The organism is Streptococcus mitis, from assembly GCF_009496155.1.
Taxonomy (GTDB): domain Bacteria; phylum Bacillota; class Bacilli; order Lactobacillales; family Streptococcaceae; genus Streptococcus; species Streptococcus mitis_BQ.
Window position 1 is genome coordinate 1 of sequence record NZ_WIJP01000024.1, and the last position, 13,189, is coordinate 13,189.

At 40.8% G+C, this 13,189-nt stretch carries 8 protein-coding genes and 1 pseudogene; 3 read left to right on the forward strand and 6 right to left on the reverse strand.

The features are described from left to right. Positions 1-126: 126 nt before the first annotated feature. From GEZ84_RS10160 to gatC, 4 genes are all read right to left on the reverse strand, one after another. Positions 127-516: a hypothetical protein gene (locus GEZ84_RS10160; RefSeq protein WP_194252069.1), complete on the reverse strand. Its 390-nt coding sequence runs from the start codon at positions 514-516 to the stop codon at positions 127-129. Between the two features lie 112 nt (positions 517-628). After that, positions 629-2,071 (reverse strand): Asp-tRNA(Asn)/Glu-tRNA(Gln) amidotransferase subunit GatB, encoded by a 1,443-nt coding sequence (gatB, locus tag GEZ84_RS10165; protein WP_153224447.1) that lies wholly within the window; start codon positions 2,069-2,071, stop codon positions 629-631. After that, positions 2,071-3,537, reverse strand: a complete 1,467-nt coding sequence (gene gatA, locus GEZ84_RS10170) for an Asp-tRNA(Asn)/Glu-tRNA(Gln) amidotransferase subunit GatA (RefSeq protein WP_153224448.1) — start codon at positions 3,535-3,537, stop codon at positions 2,071-2,073. The genes gatB and gatA overlap by 1 nt, the downstream gene beginning before the upstream one ends. Beyond that, entirely contained in the window at positions 3,537-3,839 is a 303-nt protein-coding gene (gene gatC / locus GEZ84_RS10175; protein ID WP_000705419.1) for an Asp-tRNA(Asn)/Glu-tRNA(Gln) amidotransferase subunit GatC, read from the reverse strand. Before gatC ends, gatA begins: the two co-directional genes overlap by 1 nt. Positions 3,840-4,271: 432 nt before the next feature. Here gatC and GEZ84_RS10180 point away from each other — a divergent pair, with 432 nt between their 5' ends. Continuing rightward, on the forward strand, positions 4,272-5,816 hold the full coding sequence (locus GEZ84_RS10180; protein ID WP_001025437.1) for a peptide chain release factor 3: 1,545 nt from the start codon (positions 4,272-4,274) through the stop codon (positions 5,814-5,816). Positions 5,817-6,778: 962 nt separating this feature from the next. On the opposite strand, the gene GEZ84_RS11100 is transcribed toward GEZ84_RS10180, so the two are convergent. Then, on the reverse strand, positions 6,779-6,976 hold the full coding sequence (locus tag GEZ84_RS11100; protein WP_319946449.1) for a hypothetical protein: 198 nt from the start codon (positions 6,974-6,976) through the stop codon (positions 6,779-6,781). A gap of 131 nt (positions 6,977-7,107) precedes the next feature. On the opposite strand from GEZ84_RS11100, the pseudogene GEZ84_RS10185 reads away from it, so the two are divergent. Continuing rightward, positions 7,108-7,717: pseudogene (locus GEZ84_RS10185) on the forward strand (hypothetical protein). 86 nt (positions 7,718-7,803) lie between these two features. On the opposite strand, the gene GEZ84_RS10190 reads toward GEZ84_RS10185, so the two are convergent. Continuing rightward, positions 7,804-8,007, reverse strand: coding sequence for a hypothetical protein (locus GEZ84_RS10190; protein ID WP_194252070.1), 204 nt, complete (start codon positions 8,005-8,007; stop codon positions 7,804-7,806). A 777-nt stretch (positions 8,008-8,784) separates the two neighbouring features. Here GEZ84_RS10190 and GEZ84_RS10195 point away from each other — a divergent pair. Beyond that, the coding region (locus tag GEZ84_RS10195; RefSeq protein ID WP_153224449.1) for an accessory Sec-dependent serine-rich glycoprotein adhesin at positions 8,785-13,189 on the forward strand (4,405 nt) is incomplete at its 3' end.

A 13,189-nucleotide genomic window follows, 5' to 3' on the forward strand; every position in this document is an offset into this window, starting at 1 on the left:
GTGGTCAATATGAAACGAATTATGACCTTAATAAATACAAAATAACCGAGGAATTCGCTCAAATTGATGAGTGATTTCTCGGTTTTCATTTCTTTAAAAGTAAGAGGCTTACTTTTTCAGTGGGCTCTATTTAACATCCTTTTTTGTTTGGATAGAGGTTTCTGTATCCATGGGATTTCGAGGAATACAGATATCACTCCCATCAGCAGCGAATATTGGAAAATCAGTATTAAGTGGAATAGGGGCTGTAAATTCTTTAAATAGGGCATAGAAAGCCTCAGGTTTTATCTGATAGCGTCTTTGAACAAAGGCTGAATTTGAAACTGTCAGTCTGGCATCTAGTAATTCTTTTGACAAGGATTTCCCTCCCATTCCCAGAATTGTACGAATCATAGTTTCTAGTGATAAACTTCTTTTACGAGTAAAGGCCTGTTCATCTTGTTTGACGAACACAACTTTTTGACCAATGATACTCTGAATACTCTTATCCAAGTGGGCTTTTATCTGTTTTATCATGGGAAATACCTCCTTAATTATAGTTTATCACATAAAAAAGAAACCCAAATACAGAATTGTATTTGAATTTCTTAACTTAATGACATTGACCTCAGGGCTGGTTTTTTATATATTAATCTTCTTTCAACTTCGCCAATTCTTGTGCAAGCAGTTTAAGGGCAACTTGTGGGTTGGCTTGGCCTTTGGTTGCTTTCATAAGAAATCCTGTAAAGGCCTTATCAGCGTTACGTTTACCTGACTTGAAGTCGGCGACAGCGGCTTCGTTATCGGCAAAGACTTGGTGGATGATTGGAATCAAGACAGCTGGATCTGAGATTTGGATCATACCTGCTTTTTCCACATATTCACGCGCGCCACCGCCATTTTTAGCCAGGTGGACAAAGACTTTCTTGGCAATCTTAGATGAAATAGTACCGTCTTCGATGATGGCAATCATTTCAACCAAGTTTTCTGGTGTCAATTCGATTTGTTCCAGTGTCTTACCTTCGGCATTTAAGAACTGAGCAACCTCACCTTGGAGCCAGTTAGAAACTTGTTTGGCATCACCACCGAGGGCAACAGCTTTTTCAAAGAAGTCAGAAGTGACTTTATTAGCAGTCAACTGGCTAGCATCGTAGTCTGACAAGCCAAGGTCAGATACATAACGTGCACGGCGTTCTTTTGGAAACTCTGGTAATTCAGTACGCATTTCCTCAATCCACTCGTCTGAGATTTCAAAGAGAGGTAGGTCTGGTTCTGGGAAGTAGCGGTAGTCTGCAGCCCCTTCCTTGACACGCATGAGGATGGTTGCTTTGTTAGCTTCATCGTAACGGCGTGTTTCTTGACGGATTTGACCCCCTGAGCGAAGGATTTCAGCTTGACGTTGGACTTCGTATTCAAGCCCCTTGCGAACATTTGAGAAGGAGTTGAGGTTCTTCAATTCAGTCTTGGTACCGAATTTCTCTTGACCATAAGGGCGAAGGGAGATATTGGCATCCACACGCATCGAACCTTCTTCCATCTTAACGTCAGAAATACCTGCGTACTGGATAACTTCCTTGAGGGCTGTCAGATAAGCGTAGGCTTCTTCTGGCGAACGCATGTCGGCTTCAGATACAATCTCAATCAAAGGCACACCTTGACGGTTGAGGTCAACGTAAGAGTAACCATCTGTACCATGGGTATTTTTACCTGCATCTTCTTCCAAGTGGGCGCGTTCGATACCGATTTTCTTGATCGTACCGTCTTCTAGCTCGACTTCAATCCAGCCGTTATAACCGATTGGCTCATCAAACTGAGAAATTTGGTAGGCTTTGGGATTATCAGGATAGAAGTAGTTCTTGCGGTCAAAGTGCATCTTTTTGTGGATGTCCATATTGAGGGCAAGAGCAGCCTTGATACCAGCATCAACTACCCCTTTATTTAGAACTGGCAGTACGCCTGGGAAAGACCAGTCAATGACGTTAGTGTTGGCATTTTGGTCATTTCCAAAGTGGGCAGAAGTAGGTGAGAAGATTTTTGAATTGGTGTTGAGCTCTACGTGGACTTCAAGTCCAATGACTGTTTCAAAGTTCATTAGTTGTCACCTCCAAAAATCACGGGTTGTTGTTTGTGGTAGTCTGTTGTTGCTTCAAAAACAGCAGCAGCTTGGTAAATGGTTTCCTCAGAGTACTTAGGACCAATCAATTGGAGACCAACAGGTAGACCTTGAGAGAAGCCAGCAGGAATCGAAATTCCTGGGAGACCAGCCAAGTTGACTGGAATGGTTAAAAGGTCAGCCAAGTACATGGCAACTGGATCATGGTTGAGAGAATCCAAGTCATAGGCAACACTTGGTGCAGTTGGCCCCAAAATCAGGTCATAATCCGCAAAGACTTTTTCGAAATCTTGGATGATGAGGGTACGGACCTGACCAGCCTTCTTGTAGTAGGCATCGTAGTAACCGGATGAAAGGCTGAAAGTACCTAGCATGATACGGCGTTTCACTTCTTCACCGAAACCTTGGCTACGGCTGTTTACATAGATTTCATCAAGATTAGTCGCATCCTCTGCGCGGTAGCCGTAACGGATACCGTCAAAACGTTGCAAGTTTGATGATGCTTCTGATGACGCGATAATGTAGTAGACGGCAACACCGTATTTAGAGTGAGGCAGGCTGACTTCTTCAACAATAGCACCAAGTTTTTCAAAGTGTTTGGCCGCGTTCAAGATTGTTTCCTTAACCTCTGGGTCAATCCCTTCGCCAAGATATTCTTTAGGTAAAGCAATTTTCATGCCCTTGATGTCTTGACCAATTTTTGAAGTAAAGTCGGCAATGCGGACAGGGGCCGAAGTAGAGTCTTTGGCATCTTCGCTGGCAATAGCGTTGAGCAAGAGGGCATTTTCCTTAACAGTCGGAGCAAAAGGTCCGATCTGGTCTAGCGAGCTACCAAAGGCAATGAGACCGAAACGAGAAACTGTTCCGTAGGTTGGTTTGAGACCAACGATCCCGTTAAAGGCAGCTGGTTGGCGGATAGAACCACCAGTATCAGAACCAAGTGATAAGCGGACTTGTCCTGAGGCTACAGCTGCGGCCGAACCACTTGATGATCCACCAGGAACCTTGCTGTGGTCCCAAGCATTTTTAGTGGCACCGTAGTGTGAAGTTTCACCTGAACCACCCATGGCAAATTCGTCCATGTTGGTTTTCCCAACGACAATCATACCTTTAGACTTTGCGTTGGAAACGGTTGTCGCGTCAAAGATTGGCTCATAGTTGTAGAGCATTTTTGAAGCAGCAGTTGTGAGAATACCGTCTGTAGAGATATTATCTTTGACAGCAAGTGGAATTCCTGAAAGGACGTTATCAGCGTCAATTCCAGCTTCATCAATGGCTTTAGCTTGAGCAAGAGCCTGCTCCTCGGCGATGGTAACAAAAGCGTTAATAGCTGTCTCGCGAGACTTGATATCTTCAAGCGTTGCTTGGGTCAATTCAGTTGCAGAAATTTCCTTAGAAACAAGGAGAGTGTGCAAGTCTTCAATGGTTTTATTGTTAAAAGTCATTAGGCATCTCCTCCATCGTCTAGGATAGCTGGTACCTTGATATAGTAGTTGTCTTTTTCAGGTACGTTTTTAAACAAGCGATCACGGTCTGTTCCTTCTTCGGCCACATCAGGGCGGAGTACAGTCTTGCGGTCAGCCATAGTTGTAGTAGGTGCGACACCAGTTGTGTCAACTTCGCCCAGCAACTCAACCATGTCAACAATCTTAGACAAGGTGGTCGCAAAGGCAGCAGTTTCTTCTTCAGAGAATCTTAATTTTGAAAGATTGGCAACGTGTGTTACCTCTTCTTGCGTAATTTTCATCTTGCATCCTTTCGTGAAATGATGATTTTTAGTCTGTTCTATTTTACCATATTTTCCTATAAATAAGGGAGGGAAAGCTGAAAAAAGACATCTGGCGAGTCGAGAAAGAGGTTTTTAAAAGAAACAAAAAATACCCGTCCTAACTTTGACGAGTTAACGAACTATTTTTTAGTTATGTAACTACAGTCACCGTCTTAAACGGCTTTGTAGGGTGTTGTTGACGCAACACCTTTTTCTATATTCATTGTAGTATTTATTTTAAAAATTGCAAGGGGAATTGTTCTACTTTAGCAGTGTCTAACAGAAAATAGAAATTGAAAAAAATGCTAAAATCCGATATAATGGAGTGTTGAAAGGAATGGTAAAATCCAATGTAAAAATCATTCTTAGTTATTGAAACAAGAAAAATAGAGAATCAAAGAAAGAGAACTTATGAATATTCAAGAAGAAATTAAGAAACGTCGTACCTTTGCCATCATCTCCCACCCTGACGCGGGGAAAACAACCATTACTGAGCAGTTGCTCTACTTTGGGGGTGAGATTCGTGAGGCTGGTACGGTAAAAGGAAAGAAAACAGGAACTTTTGCCAAGTCTGACTGGATGGATATCGAGAAGCAACGTGGGATTTCGGTGACATCATCTGTTATGCAGTTTGACTACGATGGCAAGCGCGTCAATATCCTCGATACGCCAGGGCACGAGGACTTCTCAGAAGATACCTATCGTACCTTGATGGCGGTGGATGCTGCGGTCATGGTCGTGGACTCTGCCAAGGGTATCGAGGCTCAGACTAAGAAATTATTTGAGGTTGTGAAACATCGTGGCATTCCAGTCTTTACCTTTATGAACAAGCTAGACCGTGACGGTCGTGAGCCACTAGACCTCTTGCAAGAGTTAGAAGAAGTCTTGGGCATTGCTAGCTACCCGATGAATTGGCCAATCGGGATGGGGAAAGCTTTTGAAGGGCTCTATGACCTCTATAACCAACGCTTGGAGCTCTATAAAGGGGATGAGCGCTTTGCTAGTCTAGAAGATGGGGACAAGCTTTTTGGTAGCAATCCTTTCTACGAACAAGTCAAGGATGATATTGAACTTTTAAATGAAGCTGGAAATGAGTTTTCAGAGGAAGCTATTCTTGCTGGAGAATTGACACCTGTCTTCTTTGGTTCGGCCCTCACAAACTTTGGTGTGCAGACCTTCCTTGAAACCTTCCTCAAGTTTGCTCCAGAACCACATGGACACAAGAAAACAGACGGTGAAATTGTGGATCCTTACGACAAGGATTTTTCAGGATTTGTCTTTAAAATCCAAGCTAACATGGACCCTCGTCACCGTGACCGTATCGCCTTTGTCCGTATCGTATCGGGTGAATTTGAGCGTGGCATGAGTGTCAACTTGCCTCGCACTGGTAAGGGTGCTAAACTATCTAATGTTACTCAGTTTATGGCGGAGAGTCGTGAGAATGTGACCAATGCCGTGGCAGGTGATATTATCGGTGTTTACGATACAGGCACTTATCAGGTTGGTGACACTTTGACGGTTGGGAAAAACAAGTTTGAATTTGAACCACTGCCAACCTTTACCCCTGAAATTTTCATGAAAGTTTCCGCTAAGAATGTCATGAAGCAAAAATCCTTCCACAAGGGGATTGAGCAATTGGTGCAAGAGGGTGCTATTCAGCTTTATAAGAATTACCAAACAGGCGAGTACATGCTGGGAGCTGTGGGACAACTCCAGTTTGAAGTCTTCAAGCACCGTATGGAGGGCGAGTACAACGCAGAAGTTGTTATGAGCCCGATGGGTAAAAAGACTGTTCGTTGGATCAAGCCTGAGGACTTGGATGAACGGATGTCGTCAAGCCGCAATATCTTAGCAAAAGACCGTTTTGACCAGCCAGTCTTCCTCTTTGAAAATGACTTTGCCCTCCGTTGGTTTGCAGATAAGTATCCAGACGTAGAGTTGGAAGAGAAAATGTAACTCAGTACCAACAATTGGAACTAAAGTTCCTAATTGTTGGACGCTAGTCGCTATTTGGCGAACTAGCTAACTGCCTTACTAACTACGTTTGGCAAATAGAATCGATTTGCCAAACTCCGTGTCGTAGTGTAACAATCGGCTTACCTAAACGCTTCACTAGGAAAAATCCACGAATATTATCGATTCGTGGATTTTTCCATCGTAACAGAAAGGAAGTAGTCTAGCGACCTAACTGCCTCACTAACTGAGTTTTACAAATGGAATTGATTTGCCAAACTTCGTGTCGTAGTTCAGTAAATTTATTTGATTGTGTAATAACATAAGTAACTAACGCCAAGTTTCTATGGAACTTGGCTAGGCGCTCCACTAGTAAAGTTTCACGAATAATATCGATTCGTAAAACTTTCCGTCGTAATTGGTAGTGAGTGGTCTAGCTAACTGCCTTACTAACTACGTTTGGCAAATAGAATCGATTTGCCAAACTCCGTGTCGTAGTGTAAAAAATAGCCTTACCTAAACGCTTCACTAGGAAAAATCCACGAATATTATCGATTCGTGGATTTTTACGTCGTAACAGAAAGGAAGTGGCCTAGCGACCTAACTGCCTCACTAACTGAGTTTTACAAATGGAATTGATTTGCTAAACTCCGTGTCGTAGTTCAGTAAATTTATTTGATTGTGTAACAATCTAAGTAACTAACGAGCTTGAGAAAAAAGTTTTTGAAATCAAAAAAGCGTATAGTATCAGGTATCAAATCCTTTGGTGCTCTAAGCTTTTCTAATGATATGAGACAGGCCGCAAAAAAGTCTGAAAAGCTCTCAGAATCGTTGTCTCAGCACCAAAAATACGTGAAATTTGCATAATTAAAATAAATTTCAGGGGGAGTTATACAAAAAAACGACGATTTAAATCGTCGTTTTACTTAGATAAATATGCAATCTTTTTTTGAAAATACGTCTATTTATTTTTTATTGTTTTTTATTGTAGAGCAGACCCAAGCGAATGAACATAGGTTGTAAAAAGCAAATGAAAAAACTGCGAGGATGATAGCTCCTGTATCTAAATAACCTCTTTCAAGACCGTTTTTCAACAACAACAAGCCTGTAGTTTCGATAACGATCAAATATAAAAATATATAAAAAATTTTCGCCTTAAGCATATTGTTACCGCTTTCTTTTTATTTGGTTTTATTGTATAACAAAAGTTGAAAAAAATCAAAAATACAAAGGAGTTTCCGTTATGTCTAAGATGTTTAAATGCATGTGTTTGCTAGTTATGTCTGTTTTCTGTATGTCTAGCATTTCCCCGTCGCTTGTTGTTTTTGCTGATGATAGCTTATCGGCAAACTCTAAAGTTGTATCTGGTGAGGCTCAGTTTGAGAATGGCTCATCAGTGCGGTTCGGAGATACGCAAGTAAATATTTTAAGCGATGAAGTTCTTGAGGTGGTCAATCCAGATGGAAGTGTAGACACTATTGAACGACGTGCTGACGGCGTCTATATCAATGGGGCATTTTATATGGCTTATCAAAAGAATGAAATCGACCTAAATATATCTTTTAGATCATACGATCCTAATGTTTGGAATTACGTCAACACAGTACATGGGAATAAACAAGCTAACACATTCGCTAACTTCATGATTGGTTCTGGAATAAGTTATGCGATTGGTAAAATAGCTTCTGTATTAGGGGGGGCCATGGGGTAAAATAATTGGTGGAGCATATTTTGGTATACAAGCTTATCAGTCTTATTTGGATTCACAAAGCCCATATCCATACTACATAACAAGTACTTATATCCATCTTTCTCAAAGAAAATGGAAGTTTATCACTGAATACTATAGAAATTCAGACTATACTGGGTATGTAAAAACCGAAACAAGCTACGTTAATTTCTAAAATATAAACCCTGCCTAGATATAAATGCAGGGTCTATATTTTAGTTAATTGCTCAAGTAATTTGTAAGCATAATACTTGCGAAACTCTATTTGTTCAAGCGGTTCAAAAGCTCTTGTTTTTTATCCTCAAGCTCAGTTCTCCTTTGCTCGATTTCTTCACGTTTTTGGGCGATTTCTGCTTGCGCCTTGGGAGTTTCCAAAGTGCCTTGTGACTTGTGAAATTCTACTAGCATATCGACGATTTTTGGGTCTAATTCGTTGACATAATCAGGATTTGACCATTTCGGCACGTTGTTTGCAGGTGCTTGCTTTTTGCCGCCTTTTTTTGGCGTTTTGGCTTGTTGTTCAGCTTTCTGACTATAGTTGACCTCGTGGAATTTTCAAAACAACCTTGATATTATGCGTTTTATTTTACTTCGTTATTCTGTAATTAAGTTTTGTTCAGCCTATAGCTGCACCACTAGTAAAGTTTTACGAATGCTATTGTCTGTGGGCTTTTTCATTGTAAGTCTCAGAAAGTTAAGGTGACTAATAGTCTGATTTTGCTTGGGAAAATCAAAGAGTAAACTAGAAATTTAGTCATAGATAGCTCAAGATATTGATTTGATATTGAAGTTAATGACAAGTTCGCAGATAGATTTAGCATAAAGCGAGGATAACTACTGTTGCGTTTTGAGTTTTTGAAGACTATTATTGTTGGTTTCTATACAAGTAGAATTATTAAACTCTATCTTCTACTTAGAAAAAAATGTGTTGTTTGATTGGATATGTCGTAGGAGACTTCTTATTAATTAGATAATTAAAAATTTTAAAATTTCAGTTGAATTGAATATATTTGTAAAAAAATTAAAAATAAGTAAGGAGTTTTATTTCTGGAAATAGAATTAGGAGTATAAGTTAGCAGATCAACTTAATATATATGTATTAAAATAGATGTTTGTTTATTCATTTCGGACTGGTAATTGATGTACATATCATATTGACCTTAGTTCAGAATTAAAGTATACTAAACAAGTATGATTAAACTTGGCAAGAGTTTACACTTTTATCTGGAAAAGGAGTAGAAAATGTTTTTTAGACGTCAGAATGGTCGGTTCAGAGAAACAGACCGTGTGACACGCTATAAGTTAATTAAATCAGGTAAGCATTGGTTGAGAGCTTCAACCTCTCTTTTTGGCTTGTTTAAAGTTATGAGGGGTGGTGTTGATACGACTCAAGTTATGACTGAGGTGGTAGAAGATAAAGTTAACCATTCAATTACAGGGTTAGATATTATCCGAGGGGTCGTGACCACAGGAGCCGTTTTAGGTGGTGCTGTTGCTACGCAAACCAAAGTGTTTGCAAATGAAGCAGTAGCTTTGGAAAAAATACTAGATAAATCGGATGTTTTAGTAGCAAACGATACGGTAGTTTTAGGTACGACAAATGCAAGCAATTCAGAGAGTTCTAGTTCTTTGAGTGAAAGCGCTTCAAAGTCGGTGTCGGTGTCTAATAGCACCTCAGCAAGTGTTTCAGCTAGTACATCAGCTAGTCTTTCTGCAAGTATTTCAACTAGTGAGTCGGTCAGTGCTTCTACTAGTACTAGTCAATCAAAAAGTGAGTCAGAAAGTTTTTCTGTAGCGTCAAGTTTATCAGTTGAACAGAGCACATCTGTAGCAACAACTGAACAGTCTTCCTCACCTTCAAAAGAATCAACTAATCTTAAAATTGATTCTGCTGTACTGAAGGCTACTGAGATTGATGGAAAGGCTGGTGTGAATGTTGCTAAAGCAACTTCTGACACAACGAGTTTAGTAGGAGTGACTGCTGGTGCCATAGCAACAACGGAAGTTTCAGCTAAACAACAAGATGAAAATCGTAAGAAGTTAACCAAACTTTCAGCTGAAATGGGTGAGTACCTAGCAAAAGCTGTAGGATTGCCGAATGTGGACTCTGCTATTACCAAAGTGAATGTTGCTGTTACGGAGATTGAAAAAGCCTTGGCAGATCCAACTAGTGATTTGACATCAGTAGTACAAAAAGCGACTCTAGCTCGTAATTCTATTGTCAATGCTGTTTTAGGTGCACATTCAGGTCAACGTGATAGTCGTAACGGACAAGCGTTAGAGAGAGGAGCGTCTCCTAGGGCATCATTTTCTAGTCATGGAACGACAGCTTCAATTGAGTCTGGTAGATATGATAGAAATAGTAATGAAGTTGTTTGGCGTATCAATATGCACGCGAACAATGCCTTGCATCATGTAGGGCTGATTGCGGATGTGGATCCTAATACGACGATTACTCGTGTGACCTTTAATGGACAAGAAATGGAGAAACGTGGTGGTTCAGGAAATGAGTATGTTTATGATATACGCCATGATAAACAAAGAAACCTAGAAGCAACGCTTGAAGTTTATGCCACTGTAAATAATCAGTCGCGAACTGCAACATTGGATGCAAGAGTTGGTACAAGTAGCCAGCCATTTACAAGTGCGGATACTTCTGGGAACTATACTTCTTCTATGCATCATGAAGTAGCTACTAGAGTGTCGCATCCACCACGTATGAGTAGAAGTATAGCAGTTCCTAATCGTGCAGCAGGTCAGAGCCGTGCAGCCTCTAATCCGCCTACGATTACGATGCCATCTGATGTCACTTTTTATAATGATGATGCAGTCACTAATTTTCAGATACGATTACGTGATGATAGAGGGATGGATACAATCACTGCTTCTGGATCTAATAAGGAGATTACAGGTGTAACTTCCCCAAACTATCCTGCTACTATTAGAAGAGGACTAGGGGATTTGTGGACCTATGATTATCAAGGAAGGCGAACAGGATATCAAACCTCCCGCAATATTGATATAACAGGGACAGTTGGTCGTAAAGGTACTGCTTGGGAACCGTATAAACCAGGTACTTATGTTCTTGAATATACAGTTAGAGATATTGATGGTCAGACTGCTACAGCCCGTACCAATTTCCATGTCAAAGGATTTAATGAGCGACAAGATCCTGCGAAAGGTACTAAAGTCGTAGTTAATGACAAAGCAAATCTAAGTCAAAAGGAAAGAGAACAAGTCTTGGCTAACTTTAAGGCGGCCAATGCTAGTCTTCTTTCAGGTACAGGATCAGGTGTAGGCTCAACTGACTATAAAAAAGGAGCTGAAGAGGGTTCAATCAGTGTAGCTAGTAATGGAGATGTCACTATTACCTATCGTGATAGAACATCGGATACAGTGACAAACAATGTTCAGTATGGTGTGGAGAAAGCGACTGACACATTTTATGCAGTAAGTAATGAGTCGCTGTCTAATATAAATCCAAGAAGTCTTGTGCGTCCAGTTGGCGGAGCTTCTGACTTCCCTAGTGGGACAAGATTTGCATGGAAACAAGGGCAAGCTCCTACAATGACAGCGATGGGGGACAGAGAGAACCCTAGAACTGCAATCTTAACGGTAACTCACCCAGATAACACTACTACGGATTTAACATACAATTACAGAGTTTACCAAAAGATTGAGACTAAAACCAATAATAGAGTTACTGGTCAATTTTATGCCTTTAAAGCAGCTTCAGGTGATAGAACTGTTGGCGGTAGCTATGCTAATAATATAGGTGGAGATTCATATCTTTATATCAATAATCCATCTCTTCCTTCAGGAACAACATTTGCTTATGAGTATCGTCTGAATAACAATGCAAGTGCACCACTAAATAATCGAACTGGGTCACCTAAATTTAGTACTGTCTGGCATACAACTGATTCTGAAGCTACGACACACCGTACAACCTATACTGTAAAAGCAACTTATCCAACAGGGCGCTTTGGAACTCCGTCTGCACAAGATCGTGCTTTGACAAGTGAGACAAGCTTTACTTATACAGTAGTGGATCCAGTGGCTAAACAAGAGTATGTTACAACAGTTGGAAATACAACTCCACTAAATGATATTATTGCCAATCCTGGTAATGCACTTAAAAATTCTGATTCTAGAGTTGTGATTCCAAATGGGACAACTTATGAGTGGGTATCCAGACCTGATGCTTCAGCTCCAGGTATCTATAAGAAAGAAGTTAAAGTTACTTTACCACAAGGTTCTGCAGATAAAGCAGGCAACAGTACAAATGTTCCTGTAACTATCAAAGTTAGACCGAACCCACCACGAATCGCAGATAGTCAAGTGAAGCTACAAGGAGGTCTGCCAAATCGTAGTATTACAGTGACAGATGTAATACCAGGAGCAACAGTTACTTTAACGATTGGGACTCAAACCTTCCCTAAAAAATCTACTGGAACAAGTGTGACGTTTGAACCGTCTGAGTTGAAACGGGTTACTGATACCAATAATGGTTTGTTGCCTACAGGAAATGTAACGGTTAAACAAGAAATGGTTGTTAGGGATCCAAATGGTAGCAATGTAACTCTTCAATCTGACACATCTTCTAATACAATTACTAAAGAAAATGTATCTCCAAACCCTGAATTTGAAATCTATGTCAAGAATAATGGTAAGTGGGAAAAGCTTTCTCCGAAAAATAATGTCCGTCCTGGTACGAATGGATACGAGATTTTTGCAGGAGATGAAGTTAAGGTTGTCTTAAAAGGTTCAGATAATAGTGGTAAACTTAGAGATTTGAAACTTTACGATGGTACATCAGATAAAGATAGAATATTCTCAGGTGACTATTCTTCGAATGATAGTGCACCAGGATTCAAGAATAAACCAACGAATGCTCCTGCTACTTTAGAGTATACAGCGACTTATAATCCTAATCAGTCATATGCAGATGGGAATAGATGGACACTTGGGGTAAAAGCTGTAGACTTGTCTAATAATGAAGCACGTACTCCAGCAGCAGTTGTCGCCCAAGGGAAGTTGAATGAGAAATTCCCTGGTAAGAAGCCGTCAGTAGTCTTCCAAGTTAAACATCCAAACGCTCTGAGTCAGCGTGAGAAAGATGAAATCTTAGATGCTGTGAAAACAGCGAATCCAGAGACTGCAAACCGTATCAGAAGTTATTCTATTGCAGAGAATGGAACGGTAACCATTACTTATAAAGATGGAACGGTAAATACGGTAACGCCAAATATATCTGACTCAGATTACCGTGCATCAGTGTCAGCAAGCACAAGTGCGTCAGTATCAGCGTCAACCAGTGCCAGCCAAAGTGCTTCAACGAGCGCGTCTAAGTCCGCATCGACCAGCGCAAGTCAATCAGCCAGCACGAGCGCGTCTAAGTCCGCATCGACCAGCGCAAGCCAATCAGCCAGCACGAGCGCGTCTAAGTCAGCATCAACAAGTGCAAGCCAATCAGCCAGCACGAGCGCGTCTAAGTCCGCATCGACCAGTGCCAGCCAATCAGCCAGCACAAGTGCATCTGAGTCAGCATCAACAAGTGCCTCAGCGTCAGCCAGCACAAGCGCATCTGAATCAGCCTCAACAAGTGCAAGTCAATCAGCCAGCACGAGCGCAAGTCAGTCGGCAT